23 protein-coding genes and 1 pseudogene are annotated in these 23851 nt (G+C 65.9%); 15 read left to right on the forward strand and 9 right to left on the reverse strand.

What is annotated here, in order from left to right; translation table 11 throughout:
• The first annotated feature begins 28 nt into the window (after positions 1–28).
• The 15 genes from GR316_RS12470 (at position 29) to GR316_RS12540 (ending at position 15515) form a co-directional block, all read left to right on the forward strand.
• Complete coding sequence (locus GR316_RS12470; protein ID WP_211785453.1) at positions 29–1261, forward strand: ABC transporter substrate-binding protein; 1233 nt, start codon at positions 29–31, stop codon at positions 1259–1261.
• A gap of 73 nt (positions 1262–1334) precedes the next feature.
• A complete protein-coding gene (locus tag GR316_RS12475; RefSeq protein WP_211785454.1) occupies positions 1335–2252 on the forward strand; it encodes a carbohydrate ABC transporter permease in 918 nt (305 codons plus the stop codon).
• Positions 2252–3097, forward strand: coding sequence for a carbohydrate ABC transporter permease (locus tag GR316_RS12480; RefSeq protein WP_211785455.1), 846 nt, complete (start codon positions 2252–2254; stop codon positions 3095–3097). The genes GR316_RS12475 and GR316_RS12480 overlap by 1 nt, the downstream gene beginning before the upstream one ends.
• Complete coding sequence (locus GR316_RS12485) at positions 3094–5166, forward strand: alpha-galactosidase (protein ID WP_249218870.1); 2073 nt, start codon at positions 3094–3096, stop codon at positions 5164–5166. Before GR316_RS12480 ends, GR316_RS12485 begins: the two co-directional genes overlap by 4 nt.
• Positions 5163–6050, forward strand: coding sequence for a 2-dehydro-3-deoxygalactonokinase (locus tag GR316_RS12490; protein ID WP_211785456.1), 888 nt, complete (start codon positions 5163–5165; stop codon positions 6048–6050). Before GR316_RS12485 ends, GR316_RS12490 begins: the two co-directional genes overlap by 4 nt.
• Complete coding sequence (locus tag GR316_RS12495; RefSeq protein WP_211785457.1) at positions 6047–6643, forward strand: 2-dehydro-3-deoxy-6-phosphogalactonate aldolase; 597 nt, start codon at positions 6047–6049, stop codon at positions 6641–6643. Before GR316_RS12490 ends, GR316_RS12495 begins: the two co-directional genes overlap by 4 nt.
• Positions 6625–7491, forward strand: coding sequence for an SMP-30/gluconolactonase/LRE family protein (locus GR316_RS12500; RefSeq protein WP_249218871.1), 867 nt, complete (start codon positions 6625–6627; stop codon positions 7489–7491). Before GR316_RS12495 ends, GR316_RS12500 begins: the two co-directional genes overlap by 19 nt.
• 201 nt (positions 7492–7692) lie before the next feature.
• Entirely contained in the window at positions 7693–8442 is a 750-nt protein-coding gene (locus GR316_RS12505) for a YrbL family protein (protein WP_211785458.1), read from the forward strand.
• Positions 8443–8581: 139 nt separating this feature from the next.
• Positions 8582–9484, forward strand: a complete 903-nt coding sequence (gene ltnD / locus GR316_RS12510) for an L-threonate dehydrogenase (RefSeq protein WP_390625203.1) — start codon at positions 8582–8584, stop codon at positions 9482–9484.
• A 3-nt stretch (positions 9485–9487) separates the two neighbouring features.
• Positions 9488–10789 (forward strand): 3-oxo-tetronate kinase, encoded by a 1302-nt coding sequence (gene otnK / locus GR316_RS12515; RefSeq protein ID WP_211785460.1) that lies wholly within the window; start codon positions 9488–9490, stop codon positions 10787–10789.
• Positions 10786–11421 carry a 3-oxo-tetronate 4-phosphate decarboxylase gene (gene otnC / locus GR316_RS12520; RefSeq protein ID WP_211785461.1) on the forward strand — a complete coding sequence of 212 codons (636 nt, stop codon included), beginning with the start codon at positions 10786–10788 and terminating at the stop codon, positions 11419–11421. The genes otnK and otnC overlap by 4 nt, the downstream gene beginning before the upstream one ends.
• A gap of 1 nt (position 11422) precedes the next feature.
• Positions 11423–12214, forward strand: coding sequence for a 2-oxo-tetronate isomerase (gene otnI / locus GR316_RS12525; protein WP_211785462.1), 792 nt, complete (start codon positions 11423–11425; stop codon positions 12212–12214).
• Between the two features lie 3 nt (positions 12215–12217).
• Positions 12218–13024 carry a DeoR/GlpR family DNA-binding transcription regulator gene (locus GR316_RS12530; protein WP_211785463.1) on the forward strand — a complete coding sequence of 269 codons (807 nt, stop codon included), beginning with the start codon at positions 12218–12220 and terminating at the stop codon, positions 13022–13024.
• Complete coding sequence (gene denD, locus GR316_RS12535; protein WP_211785464.1) at positions 13021–13989, forward strand: D-erythronate dehydrogenase; 969 nt, start codon at positions 13021–13023, stop codon at positions 13987–13989. Before GR316_RS12530 ends, denD begins: the two co-directional genes overlap by 4 nt.
• Positions 13990–14117: 128 nt before the next feature.
• Positions 14118–15515 carry a GntP family permease gene (locus GR316_RS12540; RefSeq protein ID WP_249218872.1) on the forward strand — a complete coding sequence of 466 codons (1398 nt, stop codon included), beginning with the start codon at positions 14118–14120 and terminating at the stop codon, positions 15513–15515.
• A 101-nt stretch (positions 15516–15616) separates the two neighbouring features.
• Here the strand turns inward: GR316_RS12540 and GR316_RS12545 are convergent, their stop codons facing one another.
• The 9 genes and pseudogenes from GR316_RS12545 to GR316_RS12585 all read right to left on the reverse strand — a co-directional run bounded on the left by GR316_RS12545 (position 15617) and on the right by GR316_RS12585 (position 23848).
• Positions 15617–16702, reverse strand: coding sequence for an ABC transporter ATP-binding protein (locus GR316_RS12545; RefSeq protein ID WP_211785465.1), 1086 nt, complete (start codon positions 16700–16702; stop codon positions 15617–15619).
• Positions 16699–17499 (reverse strand): ABC transporter permease, encoded by an 801-nt coding sequence (locus GR316_RS12550; RefSeq protein WP_211785466.1) that lies wholly within the window; start codon positions 17497–17499, stop codon positions 16699–16701. The genes GR316_RS12545 and GR316_RS12550 overlap by 4 nt, the downstream gene beginning before the upstream one ends.
• The gene (locus GR316_RS12555; RefSeq protein WP_313797052.1) at positions 17499–18338 is read right to left on the reverse strand and encodes an ABC transporter permease; all 840 of its coding nucleotides are present in this window, start codon (positions 18336–18338) and stop codon (positions 17499–17501) included. Before GR316_RS12555 ends, GR316_RS12550 begins: the two co-directional genes overlap by 1 nt.
• Before the next feature lie 61 nt (positions 18339–18399).
• On the reverse strand, positions 18400–19407 hold the full coding sequence (locus GR316_RS12560; protein ID WP_211785468.1) for an ABC transporter substrate-binding protein: 1008 nt from the start codon (positions 19405–19407) through the stop codon (positions 18400–18402).
• A gap of 65 nt (positions 19408–19472) precedes the next feature.
• Positions 19473–20936 (reverse strand): aldehyde dehydrogenase, encoded by a 1464-nt coding sequence (locus GR316_RS12565; protein WP_211785469.1) that lies wholly within the window; start codon positions 20934–20936, stop codon positions 19473–19475.
• A gap of 8 nt (positions 20937–20944) precedes the next feature.
• On the reverse strand, positions 20945–21982 hold the full coding sequence (locus GR316_RS12570; protein WP_211785470.1) for an LLM class flavin-dependent oxidoreductase: 1038 nt from the start codon (positions 21980–21982) through the stop codon (positions 20945–20947).
• A 30-nt stretch (positions 21983–22012) separates the two neighbouring features.
• A pseudogene (locus tag GR316_RS12575) lies at positions 22013–22483 on the reverse strand (flavin reductase family protein); the annotation flags it as partial.
• Entirely contained in the window at positions 22480–23274 is a 795-nt protein-coding gene (locus tag GR316_RS12580) for an alpha/beta fold hydrolase (protein WP_211785361.1), read from the reverse strand. The gene GR316_RS12580 and the pseudogene GR316_RS12575, both read right to left, overlap by 4 nt.
• Entirely contained in the window at positions 23246–23848 is a 603-nt protein-coding gene (locus GR316_RS12585) for an amino acid synthesis family protein (RefSeq protein ID WP_211785362.1), read from the reverse strand. Before GR316_RS12585 ends, GR316_RS12580 begins: the two co-directional genes overlap by 29 nt.
• Positions 23849–23851: the final 3 nt, after the last annotated feature.

Genomic DNA, 23851 nt, shown 5'->3' on the forward strand with positions numbered 1-23851 from the left:
TTGGCCGGACTTGCTTTGGGAGGAGCATATGACCATCACGAAATCAGCCCTGCTGGGCCTATTGATGCTGGGTACGGCCCTGCCGGCCGCCGCGCAGCAGCGCACCCTGACCATCAACAGCGACGCATCCGACCCCGCACCGAAAGCCGCGATCGAGGAGTTGATCGCCGATTTCGAAGCGGCGAACCCGGATGTGAACGTGGTTCTGAACCTGTTCGATCATGAGGGGTACAAGACCGCGATCCGCAACTTCCTGACCGCCGACAGCCCCGACATCGCCAACTGGTATGCGGGCAACCGGATGGCCCCGTTCGTCAAATCGAACCAGTTCATGGATGTGTCCGATGTCTGGGCCGAGAATGGCCTGAACGAGAGCCTCGGCTCGGCCGCCTCGTCCATGACGATCGACGGCAAGCAATGGGGCGTTCCCTACACCTACTACCAATGGGGCATCTATTATAACAAGGACGTCTACAAGGCTGCGGGCGTCGAGGTGCCCAAGACGTGGGACGAGTTCGTCGCCAACTGCCAGACGTTCCAAGCGGCCGGGATCGACTGCCTGACCACCGGATCGAAGGCGCTGTGGCCGGTGGCGGGCATCTTCGATTATCTGGATCTGCGCACGAACGGGTACGAGTTCCACCAGCAGCTGACCAGCGGCGAGATTCCGTGGACGGATGACCGCGTGAAGGCGGTGTTCGCCGAATGGGCCAAGGTGCTGCCCTATACCACCTCCAACCACGCGGCGCTGGATTGGCAGGATGCGGCGACGCTGCTGGTGCAGGGCAAGGCCGCCAACTACGTCATCGGCAACTTCGCGGTGGCCACCTTCAAGGATGGCGGCATGACCGACGACACGCTCGGTTTCATGCCGTTCCCGGAGATCACGCCCGGTCTGCCCCGCGCCGAAGAGGCACCGACCGACACGATGCACATCCCCGCCGGCGCAAAGAACGTGGCCGATGCCAAGGCTTTCCTCGCCTTCATCGCCAGCGCCGACGAGCAGACCAAGATGAACGAGACGTTGGGCCAACTGCCGATCAACAAGGATTCGACGGTGGGCGACGATCCGTTCCTTCAGGCCGGGTTCGAGCTGCTGAGCACCGCCGATGGCGGCATCGCCCAGTTCTTCGACCGCGACGCCTCGCCGGAGATGGCCAAGGTCGGCATGGAGGGGTTCCAAGAGTTCATGGTCAAGCCGGACCGCATCGACGCGATCCTTGAGCGGCTTGAAAAGACCCGCGCCCGCGCCGCCCGCTGAACATAGCCACGACGCCGGGGGCAAGGCTGCCTTGCCCCCGCCTGACGACCGATCTGAGGGGGGAGCCGTGGTCATGGCGCCGATAACCGAAAAACACACCGCCGCGCCGCGCAAGCGCAGATCACGGCAATCCTTGGCACCTTGGCTGTTCCTCGCGCCGGGTTTCGCGATGTTTCTGGTCTATGTGATCGTTCCGGTATTCCAATCGATGTGGGTGTCCTTCTTCGAATGGGACGGGCTCAGCCCCAAGATCTGGATAGGGCTTGGCAACTATATCGAACTGTTCGACGACGAGGCGTTCTACACCTCGCTCAAGAACAACGTGATCTGGCTTGCGCTCTATATGCTGGCGGTGCCGGCGGGGCTGATGATCGCGCTGTTCCTGAACCAGACGGTCCGCGGCATCCGCATCTACAAATCTCTGTTCTTCTTTCCGTTCGTGATCTCGCAGGTGGTCGTCGGGCTGATCTTCTCGTGGTTCTACGCGCCCGATTTCGGCCTGTTCTACAAGCTGATCGAATGGGTGACGGGATCGCAGGTGGCCATTCTGGCGGATGAGCATCTGGTTACCTATGGCATCATCGTGGCCGGGCTGTGGCCGCAGATCGCCTATTGCATGATCCTCTACCTCACCGGCCTGAACGCGGTGGCCCCCGATCAGATCGAAGCGGCCCGCCTCGATGGTGCGAAGGGGATGAAGATGCTGTGGTATGTGGTGCTACCGCAGCTTCGCCCGGCCACCTTCATCGCGCTAGTGGTCACGGTGATCGGCGCGCTGCGCAGTTTCGATCTGGTCTCGATCATGACATCGGGCGGCCCCTACGGCTCCAGCCGGGTGCTGTCCTACTACATGTATGAACAGGCGCTGTCGGAATACGGCTACCGGATGGGCTATGGCGCGGCAATCGCCGTGGTGCTGTTCGCCATCATGATGATCTTCATTTCGGGCTTCATCTGGAAGATGTGGCGCGACGAACAAGGAGCGCGCTGATGTTCCCGCGTCCCATCCAAGGCCTGTCGCCGACCGCGCAGCGCGCCTACAAGATCGCGCTGCCGGTGATGCTGATCCTGTGGCTTCTGCCCTTGCTGGGCGTCGCCATGACCTCGGTGCGCCCGACATCCGATCTGGCGGCCGGCAATTATTTCGGCTGGCCCTCGGCGCTGGCGTTCGACAACTACCTGACGGTCTTCAAGAACACCGCGCTCGATAAATACCTGCTCAACAGTTTCAAGGTCACGATCCCCACGGTGATCGGGGCCGTGGGCCTGTCGTGCCTGACGGGGTTCGCGCTGGCCATCTACAAGTTCCGGGCCAATCACCTGCTGTTCTTCATGTTCGTGGCGGGCAACTTCGTGCCGTTCCAGATCCTGATGGTGCCCGTGCGCGATCTGACGGTCAGCCTCGGCCTCTACAATTCCATTTCCGGCCTCGCGCTGTTTCATATCGCGTTCCAGACGGGGTTCTGCACGCTGTTCATGCGCAATTTCATCAAGGGTCTGCCCTTCGATCTGATCGAGGTCGCGCGGGTGGAGGGGGTCACCGAATGGCAGATCTTCCGCCATGTGGTGATGCCGCTGATGCGTCCGGCCATCGCGGCACTGTCGGTCTTGGTGTTCACCTTCATCTGGAACGACTATTTCTGGGCGATGGTGCTGACCACGGGCGCGGATACGCAGCCGATCACCGCAGGGCTCAACAGTCTGAACGGCCAGTGGATCGCGGCGTGGAATCTGGTGTCGGCAGGGTCCATCCTTGCCGCCCTGCCGCCCGTTCTGATGTTCTTTGCGATGCAGCGCCATTTCATCGCAGGTTTGACCTTGGGGGCCGTGAAGTGAGCCAGCCACAGATCTGGCATCTGGGTGATGCCTGCCAGAGCCTTGTCCTTCTGGCCGAAAACAACGAGTTGCCGCAGATCGTCTATTGGGGGGCGCCGCTGATCGGGGAGTATCCCGCAGGCGCGCACCGGATGGATGTGACTGGCGGAATGCTGGACCGGAACCCGGACCTGTCGATCTGCCCGGAGGCGGCGCGCAGCTTTCCGGGGCAGGCGGGCCTTCGGGCGCGCTCGCAGGACGGGGCGATCCTTTTGCCGCGCTTCGGGTTCGAGGGGGCGGAGGAGGGGGAGAACACCCTGACCCTCAGCTATCGCGACGGGGGGCTGCGCTATGTCGCAACCTTCGGCATCAACCCCCGCACGCATGTCCTGACGGCGCAGGCATCGGTGGTGTCGGACCGCCCGATTCATCTGGACTGGCTGGCCGCGCCGGTCTTTCCCGCGCCGCAGCTTGCGGATGAGATGATCGATTTTTCGGGCCGCTGGATCGGTGAGTTCCGGATGCAGCGGCATCCTTGGCGCGCGGGCATCCATGCGCGTGACAACCGGACGGGCCGGACGGGGCACGAACATTTCCCCGCGATCCTGCTGCCCGGCCGGGGCGCGACCAATACCGGCGGCGAGGTCTGGGCGCTGCATTACGGATGGTCCGGCGGCCATGGCATGGTGGCCGAGGAATTGCCCGATGGCCGCCGCCAGATCCAGTTCGGCCATGCACCGCAGACCGAGCATGGGGCCGCCACCGCGTTCCAAACGGCGCCGCTTTATGCCGCCTATTCGCCCCATGGTCTGAACGGCTGCGCCACCGCCTATCAGCGCCACCTGCGCGACGAGATCGTGACGTGGCCGCACCCCGAACGTCCGCGCCCCGTGCATTACAACTGCTGGGAGGCGATCTATTTCGACCATTCGCTGACCGCGCTTCAAGACATCGCGACCCGCGCCGCCGATCTGGGGGCCGAGCGGTTCGTGCTGGATGACGGCTGGTTCGGGCGCCGCGATGACGATACCTCGTCCCTCGGGGACTGGACGATCGATCCGCGCAAATATCCCGAAGGGCTCGGCCCGCTGATCGACCATGTCCACGGGCTGGGAATGACGTTCGGCATCTGGTTCGAGCCGGAAATGGTCAACCCCGACAGCGACATCTACCGCGCCCATCCCGATTGGGCGCTTGGTCCGGCGGATCAGGGGCTGGGGCGGCAGCAGATGGTACTGGACATGTCGCAACCGGATGTCCGCGCCTATCTTCATGGCCGGATCGCGGCGGTTCTGAAGGCCCATGACATCGATTATATCAAATGGGATCACAACCGCGTCCTGCCCTATGCCGATGCGGCCCAAACGCGCGGCACCTATGCGCTGCTGGACCGACTGCGCGCCGATTTTCCGGGGGTGGAGATCGAAAGCTGTGCCTCGGGCGGGGGGCGGATCGATTTCGGGATCATGGCCCGCACACAACGCGTCTGGCTGTCGGACAGCAACGATGCGCTGGAGCGGCTGCGTATCCAGCACGATGCCGCGCTGTTCCTGCCGATGGCGGTGACCGGCAGCCATGTCGGCCCGCGCCATTGCCATACCTCGGGGCGGGTGATCGACATCCAGATGCGCGCATGGGTCGCGGCGGCCCGGCATATGGGGTTCGAAATGGACCCGCGCGAATTGACGGAGGACGAGGCCGCGGTGCTGCGCGATGTGACCGCGTGGTGGAAGGTCAACCGCGACTGGATGCGCCGCGCCGATATCCTGCGGCTGGAAAGCGCGGACCCGGCGGTGATCGCCGAACAGCAGCTGTCCGAAGACGGGGCGCGGTTCGTCGTGTTCGCGGGCCGGGCGGAGAGTTCGGAGCAGATCCTGCCCCGGCCCCTGCGCCTTGCGCAGCTTGACCCAGAGGCACGATACCGTATCACCCTGCGCAACCGCGCCGATGCGGTGGGCCTGTCGCGCGGGGCACCGGCGCTGAAAACGGGCGATCTGATCCTGACGGGTCAGTATTTGATGGGGCAGGGGATCAACCTGCCCTGGAGTTTCCCGCTGACGATGTGGGTTTGCGAGGGAGAAAAGCTATGACATCCGATCATTGGATCGCCGCCGATTGGGGAACGACGAACCTGCGGCTTTGGGCGATGCGCGGCGCGGAGGTGGTGCATCAGCGCGCCTCGGCTCGAGGGATGGGCGGCTTGAACCGGACCGAGTTCGCGCAGGTCCTTGCGGATGAAACCGCCGATTGGGCCGAATGGACGGGGGCCGCGATCGTGGCCTGCGGGATGGTCGGTTCCCGTCAGGGCTGGCACGAGGCCCCCTATGCCAAGGCTCCTACCTTGGCGCAGACGCCCCTGGCCAATGTGCCGGGCACCAGGGTCTGGATCACCTGCGGCGTATCGCAGGACAATCCGGCAGATGTGATGCGCGGCGAGGAGACGCAGATCGCGGGCCTGCTGGCGGCGCGCGCCGATTTCGAGGGCGTGGTCTGCCTGCCCGGCACCCATACCAAATGGGCGCATATCTCTGCCGGAGAAATCTGTTCGTTCCAGAGCTTCATGACCGGTGAGGTGTTCGAGCTGTTGGCCGGAAAATCGGTTCTGCGGCATACGGTTGCATCCTCTTGCGCCACGGAGGAGGAAGCCTTCGATGCCGCGGTGAACGATGCGCTGGCACAGCCGCACCGGGCCTATGGGCGGCTGTTCCAGTTGCGCGCAGGGGCGTTGATCGGCGATCTGTCGCCCGAAACGGCGCGCTCGACGCTGTCGGGGCTGCTGATCGGCTGGGAACTGGCGGGGGCCAAACCCTACTGGCTTGGCCAAGAGGTTGCGCTGATCGGCGCGCCCGCGCTGGCGGCGCTTTATGCGCGCGCGCTGCGGCATCAGGGCGTTCAGGTCAGCGAGGCGGATGCAGAGGCGGCAACCCTTGCGGGGCTGCACCGCGCATGGAAACGGATCGGAGAAACGGCATGAATCTGGTAGCAATCCTGCGCGGGCTGACCCCCGCCGAGGCCGTGGACATCGGTGCGGCCCTTGTCGGGGCCGGGATCACGCGGATCGAGGTTCCGATGAACTCGCCCGATCCGCTGGACAGCATCGCCGCCCTTCAGGTGCGGTTCGGGGATCGGGCTGCGATCGGCGCGGGCACGGTGCTGACCGTGGCGCAGGTGTCGCAGGTGGCCGAAACCGGGGCGCGGCTGATCGTGTCCCCCAATTGCAACGTGGAGGTGATCCGCGCATCCAAGACGCTTGGCATGGAAAGCTTTCCGGGCGTGATGACACCGACCGAGGCCTTTGCTGCCATCGACGCGGGGGCGGATGCGCTGAAGCTGTTTCCGGGCGATCTGATTGGCCCCATAGGCCTGCGGGCGATGAAGGCGGTGCTGCCGCCCGACATGCCGCTTTATGCCGTGGGGGGCGTGACGCCTGCGAACATGGCCGACTGGTTGGCGGCCGGTGCCACAGGCTTCGGCATCGGCTCGTCGATCTACAAACCGGGGGACAGCGCCGAGGTTGTGGCGGGCAAGGCCGAGGCGCTGGTGGCCGCATGGACGAACGCGCAATGACGGCGGCGGTCTTCGATCCGACGCCCTGCGTGCTGGGAGAGGGGGCCTTGTGGCACCCCGACAGCCAGAGCCTGATCTGGTTCGACATCCTCGGGCGACGCATGTTCCAGCGCGGGGAAACGGGGGCGGTGCGGCGGTTCGAGTTCGACCAATACGTCTCGGCGGCGGGGCGCGTTTCGGAACATACGGTGATCCTTGCATCGCAGAATGCGCTGAACCTCCTCGATCTGCGGACGGGCGCGCATGAGGTGCTGGTACCGCTGGACGCCGAAAACCCGCTGACCCGATCCAATGACGGGCGCGCCGATCCGCAAGGCGGCTTCTGGATCGGGACGATGGCGATCGCGGTGGCGCCGGGGGCCGGTGCGATCTGGCGGTATCACAAGGGCGAACTGCGCAAGCTTTTCCCGAACATCACCATTCCGAACTCGATCTGTTTCGCGCCCGATGGCGGCCATGCCTATTTCTCCGACACGGCCCGCGCGATCATCTGGAAGGTGCGCCTCGATGCGCAGGGATGGCCCATGGCCGAGCCGGAGGTCTTCGCCGATCTGCGCGGCGAAGGGCTCAACCCCGATGGCGCGGTCGTCGATGTCGAAGGGGCCTTGTGGTCCGCGCAATGGGGCGCAAGCCGCGTGGCCCGCTACGATGCGGCGGGGACATTCATCGACGCGGTCACGTTCCCCGCGACGCAGATCAGTTGCCCGGCCTTTGGCGGGGCGGGGCTGACGACGCTCTTCGCCACCTCGGCCGCCGAGGGGCTGGTCGATCCGGCAGCGTTGGAAGGCGCCGTGTTTGCCGCCGCCGATGTCGGCAAGGGGCAAGAAGAACACAGCGTCTTGATTTGACGCCACTCTACGGGCCATTTACGGCCCGTAGGACGATATCGACAGGGCCAGACCGTTCGCCGCGCAAATCCGTTGCGGGTGTGACACGCGGCACCGCCGGATCGCCCGATGCAACCCCCCGCCCAAGCTTCGCTCGGCCTTTGCTGGCCAGCGCAGACGCCCCTCGGCGCCCCTATGACCATTTATCGACCGCTGTATTGAATGACCCTATTATCAGACCCGACAGAGCAGAGCCGCTTATACCAGCAGGATGCGTGGTTCGTCCGCTTGGCCGCGAACAATCCGATCGCAGAGGGGCGGGAGAGCAAGGTCTATAGCCGCCCCGGCAAGCCGAGCCAGCTTGTGAAGGTACGAAAGTACCGCCAAGCGAAGAACTTCGGCGTTCTGAAGCGCCTCAAGAACGCGGTCCGGCGCAGGTTTGGCATTTCGCCCGACACCTACAATTACCACAAGAACATCCGCCGCCAGTATCAGGCCTATCTCGACGCCTCGTTGCGCGTGGAAACCCTGCGGCGGCCGCCCCCCATCGCGCATCTGCGCGGGCTGCTTCTGACGGATGTGGGATTTTCCATCGTCGTGCAGAAGATCCGGAACGAAGACGGGGATATCGCGCCGACGGTCGGGGAGATCGTCTCGAAGAAGCTTATGGATGCCGCGCAGCTTGCGGACCTTCTGACGGAATTCGCACGCGATATGCGGGCGTTCCATATCCTCGGCTACGATCTGACGCTGAACAACCTTCTCTATGAGACGCGCCATGGTCGCTCGCGCATCGTGCTGATCGACGGCTATGGCCCGCGCAGCATGATCCCTTTGCGCAGCTGGTCCCGCAGGCTCAACGATACATGCCTGGCCGAGCAGTTCGCGATCATGGCCCCCAAGATCGGATGCGTCTGGGATGCGGGGATCTGGGGCTTCCGGCCCGCAGGCCATGCGTCGGCCCCGCCCTAAGGGCCGCACATCGGATCACAGCGCCATGTGATACGAATTGTGATTCTGCCGTTATATTCTGTGAAATATGTTTTGCATCTGTGAAGGACGCATGCTCTTGTGACGGGAACACCAGTCACCAAGGGGATGAATCATGGTTGTGGATTCGGGATATCGCGCCTGTGTCGTAGGTCTGGGCTCGATGGGGATGGGGGCCGCGCTGTCCTGCCTGCGCGCCGGTATTCCGACCTCGGGGATCGACCTTTCGGAGGCACGGCGCGATCAGTTCGCGGCGGCGGGGGCCGAAGGGGTCGGCGCGTCGATCGCTGACCTTGAGGGAGAGTTCGACGCGATCCTCGTCCTCGTGGTGAATGCCGCGCAGGCCCGCGCCGTCCTCTTGGGCGAGGGGGGCGCGGCGGGCCGCATCCGCGCGGGCGGCGTCGCGATCGTCAGCTGCACGCAATCGGCCGAGGATGCCAAGGCGCTCGCGGCCGATCTCGAGGCGATGGGCGTGCAGATGCTGGATGCGCCGGTCTCGGGCGGCGCGGCCAAGGCCGAGGCGGGCCAGATGACCGTCATGGCCTCGGGCAGCAAGGCCGCCTTCGCGGCGGCGGGGCCGCTGCTCGAGGCCGTCGCGGGCAAGGTCTACACCATCGGAACGGACATTGGGCTGGGTGCCATGGTGAAGGTCATTCACCAGCTGCTGGCCGGCGTGCACATCGCCGCCGGGGCCGAGGCCATGGCCATGGCCGCCCGCGCGGGCATCCCGCTCGATACGATGTACGATGTCGTCACCAACGCCGCCGGCAATTCGTGGATGTTCGAAAACCGCATGAAACATGTGGTGGACGGCGATTACACGCCGCTTTCGGCCGTGGACATCTTCGTCAAGGATCTGGGCCTCGTAACCGAAACCGGCCGCAGCCTGAAATTCCCGCTGCCGCTCGCCTCGACCGCCTTTGCGATGTTCCAGAGCGCGTCGAACATGGGCTTTGGCGGCGAGGATGACAGCGCCGTCATCAAGACCTTCTCGGGGATCGACCTGCCCAAGAAGGAGGGCTGATCCATGATGATCGGCGTCATCGCGGACGATTTCACCGGCGCGACCGATATTGCGGGCTTTCTGGTGGCGAACGGCCTTGCCACGACCCAGATGATCGGCGTTCCCGAAGCGGGCACCACGGTCGAGGGCGATGCGGTGGTCGTCTCGCTCAAATCGCGGTCGAACCCGGCGGGCGAGGCCGTGGCCGACAGCCTTGCCGCGCTGGAATGGCTGCAATCGCTGGGATGCCGTCAGATCTTCCAGAAATACTGCTCGACCTTCGATTCCACCGCAAAGGGCAATATCGGCCCCGTGGCGGATGCGCTGATGGCGGCCATCGGCACGGACATCACCGTGGTCTGCCCGGCGCTGCCGATCAACGGACGCTCCATCTACAAGGGGTATCTCTTCGTCGGCGATCAGCTTTTGCAGGAGTCGGGGATGAAGGATCACCCCATCACGCCGATGACGGATTCGAACCTGATGCGCCTGATGGAGATGCAGTCGAAGGGCCGCGCGGGCGTCGTGACGACGGCCACGGTCGAACGGGGTGTCGAGGCCGTCCGCGCCGAGATCGAGCGGCTCCGCGCCTCGGGCGTATCCTATGTCGTGCTGGATGCGGTCAGCGACGCGCATTTGGATGTGCTGGGGCAGGCCGTGGCGGATATGGCGCTCGTCACCGGCGGCTCGGGGCTGGGGGCGGGGATCGCGCGCGCGGTCGCGACCGGCGATACCGGGCGCATCGAGGAATTGGCCCGTGCCGCAGCCGAAGCCGGCACGCCGCTGCACGGGCCGGGCATCGTCATCTCGGGGTCGTGCTCAGTCATGACGAATGCGCAGGTCGCGGCCTATCGCGATCTGGCGCCGGTGTTCGATGTGGATGTCGAACGCTGCCTTGCCGATCCGGACGCCTATGGCGCCGAGATGGCCGAATGGGCGCTGGCGCAGCCGCAGGACGGGGGCCGCCCCGCGCCGCTGATCACCGCGACGGCCAAGCCGGAGGTTCTGCGCGGCATTCAGGCCCGCTACGGCGCCGCCGCATCCGAGGCGGTCGAACGCGCCTTTGCCGCCGCCGCCCGCAGGCTGGCCGATGGCGGCATCGTCCGCTTCGTCGTCGCCGGGGGCGAGACATCGGGATCGGTGACGCAGGCGCTGGCGGTATCGGGCTTTGCCATCGGCCCGCAGATCGCGCCGGGCGTGCCATGGGTCCGCGCGGTGGATCGCCCGCTGTCGCTGGCGCTCAAATCCGGCAATTTCGGCGCCGAGAGCTTCTTCGTCGATTGCCAACCCGCCGAAATCCGCGCGGTGATCGGAGGGGCGGCATGAACGACGCAGCCAAGGCCGAACGCATGGTCCAACTCTGCCGCAGTCTGTTCGACCGGGGCTATTCGGTCGGCGGCGCGGGCAATGTCTCGGTCCGCTCGGACGAGGGGGGGTTCCTCGTCACGCCCACGGGCAGCTGCCTCGGGCGGCTGGAGGCGGACCGGCTGACGGTGATCGGGCCGGACGGGGCCCCGAGGCCCGGCCCCAAACCCTCGAAGGAGTTCGAGTTTCACCGCAAGCTCTACGACGTGCGGCCCGAGGCGGGGGCGATCGTGCACCTGCATTCGACCTATCTGACGGCGCTGAGCTGCCTCGAGGATCTGCCCCGCGACAACGCGATACGGCCCTTCACGCCCTATTACGTCATGCGCATCGGCTACATGCCGGTGATCCCGTACTACCGCCCCGGCTCGCCGCAGATCGGCGAGGATCTGGCCGAGGCCGCGCGCCGCCACAAGGCGCAGGCGTTCCTGCTGGCCTCGCATGGCGTCGTCGTTCTGGGCAAGGACATCGACGATGCGGTGAACAACGCCGAAGAGTTGGAGGAGACGGCCAAGCTGCTGTTCCTGCTGAAGGGCGAGAAACTTCACTACCTGACCGACGCAGAGATCGCCGAACTGGGCGGAGGATACTGACATGACCAGACTTGCAGCCAACCTGTCGATGCTGTTCACCGACGCCCCGTTCCTCGACCGGTTCGACCGGGCCGCCGCTGCAGGTTTCGAGGCGGTGGAGTTCCTCTTTCCCTATGCGCATTCCATCGACGAGGTGAAGGCGCGCCTTGACCGGAACGGCCTGTCGCTGACGCTGATCAACGCCTTCGCCGGCGATTGGGCGGGCGGGGAGCGCGGCTTCGCGGCCCGCCCCTCGAAGACGGCCGAATTCGCGGCGTCGCTGAATCAGGCCATCGATTATGCGACCGGCCTCGGATGTCCGCGCATCCATGTGATGTCGGGCATCACGGCGGACGAACCGGACGCGAGCGCCTGCGAGGCTGCGTGGATGGGGAACATGCGCCTTGCCGCGGACCGTACGGCGAATGCGGGCCTCGAGGTGTCGATCGAACCGCTGAACACGCGGGACATGCCGGGCTATTTCCTCGCGCATCAGGACGCGGCGCTGGATCTGATCGGCAAGCTGGATCGCCGCAACGTGCGGCTTCAGTTCGACGTCTATCATGCGCAGATCATGGACGGCGACATCATCCGCCGGATCGAGCGTCTGAAGGGCGCCTATGGCCATGTGCAGATCGCGGGCGTGCCGGATCGCCACGAACCCGACACGGGCGAGTTGAACTACGCCGCCATCTTCGAGGCCTTCGACCGGGTGGGCTTCGACGGCTTCCTCGGCTGCGAATACAACCCGCGCGGGCGGACCGAGGATGGCCTCGGCTGGGCCGCGCCCTTCCTGACGCAAAAGGGTGCCTGACCCATGATCCCCGCCGAACGCCAGCATTTCATCCTGTCCTGCCTGGTAGAGCGGGACGTGATCAGCATCGCCGAACTGACCGAACGGCTGGGCGTGTCGCATATGACGGTGCGGCGCGACATCCAGACCCTCGAACGGCAAAGCCGCGTCACATCGGTGTCGGGGGGCGTGCGCCTCAGCCAGCGGTTGCAGGTCGAACTGCCGCATCTGGCGAAAACCGCGATCAACGCGGATCAGAAGGGGGCCATCGGCCGCGCCGCGGCGCGCATGGTTCAGGATGGGATGGTCGTCTATCTGGACGCGGGCACCACCACGCTGGAGATCGCGCGCGCGATTTGCGACCGCGACGCGCTGACGGTCGTCACGAACGACTTCGTCATCTCGGCCTATCTGTCGCAGCATTCCCGCGCGACGCTCTATCATTCCGGGGGGCTCGTGGATGGGAACAACCGTTCCTGCGTCGGCGAGATCGCGACGGGCACACTCGGGCGCTTCAACTACGACATCGCCTTCATCTCCACCTCGTCCTGGACGATCGCGGGGCTCAGCTCCCCGACCGAGGCGAAGCGCCCGGTGAAAAGCGCCGTCCTCGAACGCACGCGGCGGGCGGTGCTGGTGTCGGATTCCGCGAAATACGGCGTGGTGGCCGCGATCAACATCCTGCCCATGGATGTGTTCGATGCGGTCGTGACCGATGGGCAGATCGATGCCGGCGTGGCCGGCGAACTCAGGGATATGGGGTTGGAGGTCATCCTCGCCGAGATGCCGGAGGCGGATGACCCTTCGGCCGGGAAGGGAGTGGAAGAATGAAGATCGTCATCACCGGAGGGGCCGGGTTCCTCGGCAGCCGCCTCATCGCGCGCCTGCTGGATCGGGGCTTCGGCCCGGATCGCAAGGTCGCCTCGATCGTATCGCTGGACCGGGTCGCCTGCCCGATCGACGATCCGCGCGTGCGCAGCGTCGTCGGCTCCATCGCCGATGCGGAGGATGTGACGCGCGCGCTGTCGGAGGGGCCGGACGTCGTCTATCATCTCGCCGCCGTCCTTTCGGGGCAGTCCGAGGCGGAGTTCGACACCGGCCTCAACATCAACGTGGATGCCACGCGCCTGCTCTTGGAGGAATGCCGCAAGCTGCAGACCGCGCCGCGCGTCGTCTTCACCTCATCGCTGGCCGTCTTCGGCGGCCCGATGCCCGAGGTCGTGCCCGAGACGATGGCACCCATGCCGCAATCCTCCTACGGCTGCGGCAAGGCCATCGGCGAATTGCTCGTCAGCGAATACAGCCGCAAGGGGTTCGTCGACGGCATCACCTGCCGCCTGCCGACCATCTGCGTCCGTCCGGGCGCGCCCAATTCCGCGGCGTCGTCCTTCGTGTCGGGCATGCTGCGCGAGCCGCTGGCGGGCGAGGCGTCCGAATGCCCCGTGCCGCCGAATACGCGGCTGTGGATCTCCTCGCCCGATACCGCGATCGCGAACCTCGTGCTGGCGGGCGGGATCGCGGCCGGGGCGCTTGGGGTGAACCGGGTGCTCAACCTGCCGGGCATCACGGTGACGCCCGCGCAGATGCTGGACAGCTTGGAACGCCTCGGCGGGGCAGAGGCGCGCGCCCGCGTGGCGATGACATCGGACCCGCGCGTGATGGACATCGTCTGCAGCTGGCCGGGGGCCTTCGATGTGTCCCGCCCGCGCGCGCTCGGCTTCGTGGCCGATGGCGATTTCGACGGCGTGCTTGCCCAATACATGGATGCGGCCGCGCCGCAGGCGGCCAGCGGCTGACCATACGAGATTTCCGAAGGACCATCGCCGACCGCTTCTGCCGAAAAGCGGCCCGGCCCTTCGGATGGAGGATCGGCACATACACAGAATGAGGGCGCCCCCATAGGGGGCGAAATGGGAGGAAGAACATGGCGGAACCCGGAATGGAGTTCCAGTTGATCGCGGGGTTGGTCATAGCGATCGCCCTGCTGATCTTTCTGGTCGTCAAGACCAAGGTCCACGCGGTCGTGGCCCTTGTCATCGCAGCATCGATCGCCGGTCTGATCGGGGGCATGTTGCCCGCCGATGTGATCTCGGCGATCACGACAGGCTTCGGCACCACGCTGTCCACCATCGGTCTCGTGATCGGGTTCGGGGTGATGATGGGCCGCGTGCTCGAAATCTCCGGCGCTGCCGAACAGATGGCCTATTCGCTGATCCGCTGGGTCGGTAAGCGGCGCGAGGATTGGGCCATGGTCCTGACGGGCTATGTCGTGTCGATCCCGATCTTCTGCGACAGCGCCTTCGTCATCCTGACGCCGCTGATCAAGGCGCTCGCCCGCTCGACGGGCAAATCGATCCTGACGCTGGGGATCAGCCTTGCCGGCGGTTTGGTGCTGACGCACCACGCCGTCCCGCCGACACCCGGCCCGCTGGGCGTCGCCGGGATCTATGGGGTCGATATCGGTCTGATGATCCTTTGGGGCATCGTCTTCACACTGCCCGGCATGGCGGTGTTCGTTCTTTATGGCCGCGTCATGGGTCCGCGGCTGGAGAAGATGATCCTCGACGACACGGGCGAGGATGTGGGCGCGGCCTATCGTCAGTTCGAAGAGGCCGCGACCGAGCGGCAGAAGGAACTGCCGTCCTTGTTCCTGTCGATCCTGCCGCTGGTGCTGCCGATCGCGCTGATCTTCCTGAACACGCTGGCGAACTTCTTCGTCAAGACATCGGGCAATCCCGAACTGGCGAATACGCTGCTGGTGCAGCTCTTCTCGTTCGTCGGCAACCCGGTCATCGCGGTGGGTCTCGGCCTGCTGGTCGCGGTCTATACGCTCATCCCGCGGGTGCCCCGCACCGACGCCATCGCCTATATGGAGCAGGGCGTCGAAAGCGCGGGCATCATCCTTCTGGTGACGGGGGCGGGCGGCGCCCTCGGTGCCGTCCTGCGCGCCTCGGGGGCGGGCGATGTCATCGGCGCGACCGTGGCCGGCCTGCCGATCCCCGCGATCCTGATCCCGTTCGTGATCTCGTCGCTGGTGCGCCTGATCCAAGGGTCGGGAACGGTGGCGATGATCACCGGCGCGTCGATCTCGGCCCCGATCCTGATGGGGATGCCCGATGTCAACATGGTGTTCGCCGCTCAGGCCGCGGCCATCGGCTCGATGGTGTTCGGCTATTTCAACGACAGCTACTTCTGGGTGATCAACCGGATGCTCGGTGTGAAGAACGCCAAACACCAGATGCTGCTGTGGTCGGTTCCGACCACGCTGGCATGGCTCTCGGCGCTGATCATGCTGCTGCTCTGCAACGCGATTTTCGGCTGATCCCGGAATTGCCCGCAAAGAATAACGCCGCCCTTTTGGGGCGGCGTCGTTTCATGGGGCATCTGGCATAACCGGAGTTATGTTGTGCAGCGGGCTATGCCCTAGCTCGCGAAGGCATGCGCGGCTTCGGGTGCCCAATGCACATGCAGCCGGTCGCCGCGTGCGATGGTACCGGCCAGCGGATGGCCATAATCGAGCCGCACCGACAGCGCATCGCCCCAACCCGTGCGGACCGCAACGGCGGTGTTGTTGCCCAAGAACGTGATATCCTCGACCGTGACGGGCAGCGAGGCACCGTCCGCGCCCGCCGCAGTGGAAAGCTCCGCGCGTTCGGGCCGGAGCATCAGCTCCGCCGCACCATCCGCGCCGGGGGTGCCATGCAGCGGCACACCGCGCACCAGCGTGCCATCGGCAAAGCGCAGTGCAGCCGTTCCACCTGCGACACTCTCCAACCGGCCCGGAAGGAACGCGCTGTCACCGACGAAATCGGCAACGAACCGCGTTGCGGGACGGGCATAGAGTTCCGGCCCCGTGCCGATCTGCTCGATCCGCCCGCGGTTGAAGACGGCGATGCGATCCGACAGGCGCAGCGCCTCCTCCTGATCGTGGGTCACATAGAGGATCGTCACCCCGGTCGCCTGGTGGATGCGGCGGATCTCGTGCTGGATCTCTTCGCGCAGCTTCTTGTCGAGGGCCGAAAGCGGTTCGTCCATCAACAGGACCGGCGGATCGTAGATCAGCGCGCGGGCCAAGGCGACGCGCTGCTGCTGACCGCCCGACATCTTCGCGGGCAGCCGATCTTCGAACCCCTCGAGGCGCACCAGCTTCAGCGCACGGCGCACCCGCTCGGCGATCTCGGCCTGCGCGACGCGGCGCACCCGAAGGGGGAAGGCCACGTTCTCGCCCACGCTCAGATGCGGGAACAGGGTATAGCGTTGAAACACCATCCCGATGTTGCGCTTGTGCGGCGGCGTCGCCAGCACCGACTGACCGCGCAGCCGGATGTCCCCCGCCGTCGGATCCTGAAACCCCGCGAGGATATAGAGCGTGGTCGATTTTCCCGACCCCGAGGGACCGAGGAAGGTCATGAACTCGCCCTCCGCGACGGAAATCTCGACATGGTCGGTCGCCACGACATCGCCATAGGTCTTGCGAAGGCCGTTGATGTGAAGGAAGGGAGTCGTCATCGGGTCTTACCTTTGCGGATCAGGGCGGCGGCGATCATCAGAAGCACCGTCAGCGCAACGAGAAGGGTCGAGGCGGCGGCGATCACCGGCGTCAAGTCTTGGCGCAGCGTCGTCCAGACCTTGACCGGAAGCGTTTGCAGGCTGGGAGAGGCCATGAAGATCGCCAGCACCACCTCATCCCACGAGATGAGGAAGGAGAAGATCGCGGCCGAGAAGAGGCCATGGCTGATGCCCGGCAGGGTCACGCGCAGCCGCGCCTCCCACGGGCTGGCACCGCACAGGATCGCGGCATCCTCGATCGCGGGGTCGAACGTCTCGAGCGCCCCGGAAATGGTGACGATGGAAAACGGCAGCGCCACCACGAGATGCGCGATCACGAAGCCGACCAGCGTGCCGTTCAGCCCCATGCGCAGGAATGCAGCATAGAGCGCGACGGCCACGATGATCACCGGCAGGATCATCGGCGTCAGGAAGAAGGCCCGCAGCACCGCGCGGCCCTTGAACGTGCCGCGCACCAGCGCCATCGACGCCAGCAGCCCGAGGGCCACCGACAGCACCGTGACGATCAGCCCGATCTTGGCCGAGGTCAGCGCCGCGCCCAGCCAACGCGGATCGGCGAACAGCTCTTCGTACCATTTCAGCGTCCAGCCCGGCGGCGGAAAGATGAGCCAGCGCGAACTGCCGAAGGACAGCGCGACGATGAACAGGATCGGCAGCAGCAGAAACAGCGTCATCAGGGCGCAAATGCCCGCCAAGGCCCATTTCCACGCCCCCAGCTTGTCGAAATCCAGCAGCATCAGCGGGCCTCCCCACGGTCGAAGAAGCGCAGCTGCACGGCATAGAGCGCCAGCGTCACCACCAGCAGCACGAAGGCCGCCGCACCGCCCATCCCCCAATTCACAAGACTTTGGACCTGCTGGGCGATCAGTTCGGCCAGCATCATGTTCGACGCACCCCCCAGAAGCGAGGGCGTGACGAAATAGCCCAGCGACATCACGAACACCATCAGCGCCCCGGAGGCGATCCCCGGCGTTGCCAGCGGCAGCAGCACGCGCCGCAGCGCCTGCCATTTGGTCGCCCCGCACAGCGCCGCCGCCTGCAGGATCGCGGGGTCGATCTTCTTCAACACCCCCATCAGCGGCAGGATCATGAAGGGCAGCATGATATAGACCATGCCGATCGTGACCCCGACCAGATTGTTCGTCAGTTGCAGCGGCCGGTCGATCAGACCCGTGGACATCAGCATCCGGTTGATCAGCCCCGTCTGCTGCAACAGCACCATCCACGCATAGGTCCGGGCCAGAAGGTTCGTCCACATCGACAGCAGGATCACGGCAAAGACCACCGCCGACCAGCCCTTGGGCATGATCACCAGCGCCCAAGCCACCGGAAACGCGATCAGCACCGTGATCGCCGTCACCACGCCCGCCACGAAGAAGGTGTTGAAGAACACCTTGGCATAGGTGGACGAGCCAAGAAGCGCCGCATAGTTCTGCCAGCCCAGCTGCGGTTCGGTCACCGACCGCGCCAGCAGCAGCGCCACAGGCACGACGAAGAAGGCCAAGAGCAACAGGATGGCCGGCAGGCCGAACCCGATGCCGGTGCCGCGCAGGCGGCCGATGGGGAAGATGCGCATGTCCGATACCTCGATGGACGACGGGACCGGGGCGACGCTCATGGGCCGCCCCGGCGAAACCTCATTGCGCCTGCCAGGCGTACCAGCGGGTGCCGATCTCGTCGCGGTGTTCGGCCCAATAGGCCATGTCGGCATTCACCTGCGGCGCGGATTGCGCATCGGGCAGCGTGGCGCGCAGTTCGGGATCCATCAAGGCCGGGGAATCGACGTTGATCGGGGCATAGCCGGTGGCGGCCGCGAAATCGGCCTGCGGCTGCGCCGCCGTCGCCGCAGCGATGAAGCGCATCGCCGCCTCGCGATCGGGGGCGCCCTTCGGCACGACGAGGGCATCGGCCGCGGTGATGTTCTGATCCCACACGATGCCGACATCCAGACCGTCCGCCTGCAAGGCCGAAAGGCGGCCGTTCCACAACAGGCCCATCGGCGCCTCGCCCGAGGCGATCAACTGCTGGCTCTGCGCACCGCCCGACCACCAGATGATGTCCGACTTGATCGTATCGAGCTTGGCGAATGCCCGATCGAGATCGAGCGGATAGAGTTCATCGGCGGGCACGCCATCGGCCAGCAGCGCCGCCTCGATCACGCCCGGCGCCGACCATTTGTAGAAGGTGCGCTTGCCCGGAAAACGCTCCGTGTCGAAGAGGTCCGCCAGCGAGGCGGGCGTATCGGCCCCGAAGCTCGCCGGATTGTAGCCCAGCACGAAGGAGTAATAGAACGAGCCGACGGCATAATCGGACACGAAGCGCGGATCGAGCGCGTCACGGTCGATCACCGAAAAGTCGAGCGGTTCCAAAAGGCCCTGTTGACCGGCCTGCAGCGCCCAGTCGAATTCGACATCCGCGACATCCCATGCGACGGACCCGGCCTCCACCATGGCTTTGATCTTGCCGTAATCGGTCGGGCCATCGTTCAGGACGGTGATGCCGGTCTGTTCGGTGAAGGGGCCGGCCCAGTGTTCGGCCTGCGCGTCCTGCGTCGTCCCCCCCCAAGAGGAGAAGACAAGCTCATCCGCGCTGGCGGTCATGGCCGCACATCCAAAGGCGGTAGCAAGAAGAAGGGCATGTTTCATGATCGTCACTCCGCTGTTGTTCAGGTCTATCGTCTCCGCCCCGGCATCTGTCGGCCGGGTTCGGATCAGCGCATCACGAAGGGATCCGGGATCGGATCATCGGAGGTGCGCAGCCACACGGTCTTTACCGCCGTGTAATCGAGCGCCGCCGCCAGCCCGCCTTCGCGGCCATGACCGGACAACCCATGCCCGCCAAAGGGCGCGATGGGCGAAACGGCGCGGTATGTATTGACCCAGACGATGCCGGCCCGGATGTTCCGAACCATCCGGTGCGCCCGCGTCAGGTTTTGCGTGAACACGCCCGAGGCCAGCCCATACGGCGTCGCATTCGCAAGCCGCACCGCGTCCTCTTCGGTATCGAACGCGACGACCGACAGCACGGGGCCGAACATCTCTTGGGTGACGCACGGGGCTTCGGGCGCGTCCGTGCAATCGAGGATGGTCGGCGGATAGAAGAACCCCTCGCCCGCCGGAACCGTGCCGCCCGTCACCAGACGCGCGCCCGCCTGCTGGGACTGCGCGACGATGCGTTCGATCGCCTCGCGTTGGCGCAGGGTGCACAGGGGGCCGATCTCGGTCGTCATGTCGCCGGGTGCGCCGATGCGCGCCGCTTCGGCCTTGGCCGTCAGGGCCGCGACGAAGGCGTCCTTGATGCCGCGCTGCACCAGAAGGCGCGAACCCGCCACGCAGCTTTGCCCCGTCGCGGCGAAGATCCCCGCAACCTGCGCATTGGCCGCGCTGTCCAGATCGGCATCCTCGAACACGATGAAGGGCGACTTGCCCCCCAGTTCCAACGAGGTCCGGGCCAGATTCTCGGCTGAAGCGCGCACGATGTGGCGCGCGGTCTGCGGCCCACCGGTAAAGGCGACATGCGCCACCAGCGGATGGGATACGAGTGCCGCGCCCGCCTCCGGCCCGCCCGTCAGGATGTTCACGACCCCCGGCGGGAAACCGGCCTCATGCACCAGTTCGGCAAAGGCCAGCAGCGGCGCGGGGCCTTCCTCGCTCGCCTTCAGCACGATCGTGCACCCCGCCGCCAATGCGGGGCCAAGCTTCACCGCCGACAGGAACAGCTGGCTGTTCCACGGCACGATCCCGGCAACCACCCCCACGGGTTCGCGGCGCAGCCACACCTCCATATCGGGCTTGTCGATGGGCAGATGTGCGCCTTCGATCTTGTCGGCCAGCCCGGCATAGTAACGGTAATACTCGGCGACATAGGCGATCTGGGCCGTCGTTTCGCGGATGATCTTGCCGGTATCGCGCGTCTCCAAGGCGGCAAGCCGGGGGGCGGCCTCCTGCACGAGATCGGCCAGCCGCGCGAGGAGCCGGCCCCGCGCCGTCGCCGACAGCCCTGCCCAAGCGGGCGCATGAAAGGCCCGGTCCGCAGCCCGCACCGCGCGGTCCATATCCGCCGGGGCCGCCCCCGGCATCTCCGCCCAAGGCGTTCCCGTCGCGGGATCGAGGCTGGCGAACCGAACCGCGCCCTCTTCGAAGGCACCGTCGACATATTGGCGGAAATGTTCCATGGGCATCCTCAGGCGAAAGCGGGCATCACATCGTCGATGAAACGGCGCAGACTGTCGCGCTTGCGCTCGAAGCTCATGCCGCTGTCGATCCAGAACGCGAATTCATCATAGCCAAGCGTTTCGATGACCTTCAGGCGTTCGATCACCTCGGGCGCCTCGCCGATCAGCAGGTTCTGCCGCATCGCCTCGGGGCTGTAGAAGGGATGGGCCGCGATGTCTTCGGGGGTCAGCGTCTGGATCAACCCCTGCGAGACGGGACGCCGATTCATGAACCACGAACCGAAGTAGTTGTAGAAGGTGTTCAACTCGTCGGCGCCGCGATCGGCATCCGCCGCATCCGCCGCGACATAGCCATGCTGAAGCAGCATGATCTTGGGGCGCGGAACCTCGGGATGGGCCTCGCAGGCGGCGTTGAAGCGGTCCATCAGGCTCACCACTTCGTCATGGGCCATGTGCAGCGGCGTGCATTGCACGTTGCACCCGTTGGCCACCGCGAAATCGTGGCTGTTCGGATCGCGCGCCGCAACCCAGATCGGCGGGTGCGGCTGCTGCAACGGCTTGGGGGCCGAACTCGTGGAGGGATATTGCCAATACGTCCCGTCGAGGGTGTGATCGCCCTCCCAAAGGCCCTTCACCGCCGGGATCAACTCGCGCATGCGGGCGCCCGCGTTCCACGCATCCAGCCCCGGCACCATCCGTTCGTATTCATAGCTGTAGGCGCCGCGCGCGATCCCCAGTTCCAGCCGCCCATCGGTGATGATGTCGGTCATCGCCGCCTCGCCCGCCAGCTTGATCGGATGCCAGAAGGGCGCGATCACGGTGCCGGTGCCAAGCCGCACATTCTTCGTGCGCCGGGCAATGTCCACAAGGTTCAGCAGCGGGTTCGGCGCGATGGTGAAGCTCATCGCGTGATGCTCGCCGGTCCAGATGGCGTGCATGCCGCCCTCGTCGGCCATGCGACAAAGCTCCAGCATCTCCTCATAGAGCTTGCGTTCGGATTCGTCCGGTTTGACGCGTTCCATATGCACGAAGAGCGAGAATTTCATGCGTCGTTCCTTTCAGAGTGCGGGGCGCGGCGGGGCGATATATCCGCCACGGTAATATCCAAGGCCGGGCGCAGGCGTCGCATCGAACCCACCGATCCGGCCGATCAGGATCACATGATCGCCCGCCTCCACCCGTTCGTGCATGTGACAGTCGAACCACGCCGACACCCCCGCGATGACGGGCGCGCCGACCGGGCCGCGCCGCCAGTCGAGGCCGGCGAACCGATCCTCGACCGGGCGGGCGAAGACGGACGAGATGTCCTTCTGATCCTCGGCGAGGATGTTCACGGCAAAACCCTCGGCTGCGCGGAACGCCGCAAGGTTGCGCGACCCGCGCGCGATCGACACCAGAAGAAGCGGCGGATCCAACGACACCGAGGCGAAGGAATTGGCCGTGAAGCCCACCGGCGCCCCCGAAGGATCCTCGGCCGTGACCACCGTCACCCCGGTCATGAAGCAGCCGAATGCGTCGCGCAGCGCGCGGGGATCGTGAACGCTCATATCCCCACCTCTTGCGGCGCGAGGAATTCGAGGAAAGCGGCGTTCACCGCGTCGGGCGCGGTCAGCCCGACCATGTGGCGGTGCCCTTCGATCACGACGGCGCGCCCTTGGGGCATCATCGCCGCCATGGTTCGCGTCATCTCGGCGGTGGAATTGGCATCGCCCGCGCCGGTCAGCACCAGCGCCGGACAGGCGATCTGCGACAGACGATCCGCATAGACGCCATCCCCTTCGGCAAACGCGCGGTAGGCCGCCGCATATCCTTCCGGGCTTACGGAGGAAAGCCAGCCCGCGACCTTGTCCCGCAGCGCCTCTTCCCCGGCAGAGAACCAGCGTGCCAGCGGTGCCTCCACGCTGCCGCGACCGGCCGCGATGTCATGGGCGCGGGCGATGACCGCCGCGCGCGCGGCATCCCCGCGGCGATGCACACCGCTGATCAGCGCGACCCGCTCGACGAGGGCCGGATGCTCCACTGCGAGACCTGCCGCGATCAGGGAGCCCATCGAATGGCCCGCCACGGCGATCGGCCCGGCATCCAGCGCATCGATCACCCGCGCGCCCCAAGCCACATAGTCCGGAAGCCGCGCGCCCGCCGGAAGCGGATCGCTCTCGCCATGGCCCGGCATGTCCACCGCGATCACCCGATGCGTCTGCGACAGGGCGGCGATCTGCGGGGCCCAGACCTCGGCCCGCAGGCCGACGCCATGGATCAACAGGACCGGAGCGCCCTGCCCGGCCTCCAGCGCGCGGACCGTCAGGCCGTCAGACAGCAGCAGGGTTCGTGACATCATGGCCGAGATCCTTCAGGTCCTGATAACGGTCGCCGATCCGGTGATGCGGGCGCCCGCCGATCGACGCGCCAAGCGCGACGACGATCTCGTCGGCGGCCGGCGCATCCGGCATCGCGAACTGGATCGTCAGATAATGGGAGCGGCGGCCCTCGTCGTTCTTGTCCATCAGCGGGATCATGATCGGGCAGTTGGCCGGGCCGCGGGTGTTGGTGAAGGCCAGATAGGTCTTGGCGCCCACCGCCTGACGGTAATGGTTGCCAAAGCGCAGCGTGTGGATCAGCGCCGAGGCATGCTCCACCTCGCCGTTCAGCCCGCAGACGGCGGCCTTGCCATACCCCTCCACCGCCGCGCCGCCGCCCGCCGCATCGAGGATCATCCCCGTAAGCAGCTCGCCAAGGCCCGGCGCGGCGTCATGGATGCCGGGCTTCAGATCCTCGACGAAGCCCATCCCCGCCCAAGGATTGCGGATGACGGCTGCTGCCGCGATCAGCTTCAGCGGGCGGGGCGCCTCGCGGCCGCCCTCGATCAGCGTCGTTTCGATGGAAAGGAGTGTCTTGCGGATGGTCGCGGTCATGGC

Source organism: Falsirhodobacter algicola, assembly GCF_018279165.1.
Classification (GTDB): Bacteria; Pseudomonadota; Alphaproteobacteria; order Rhodobacterales; family Rhodobacteraceae; genus Falsirhodobacter; species Falsirhodobacter algicola.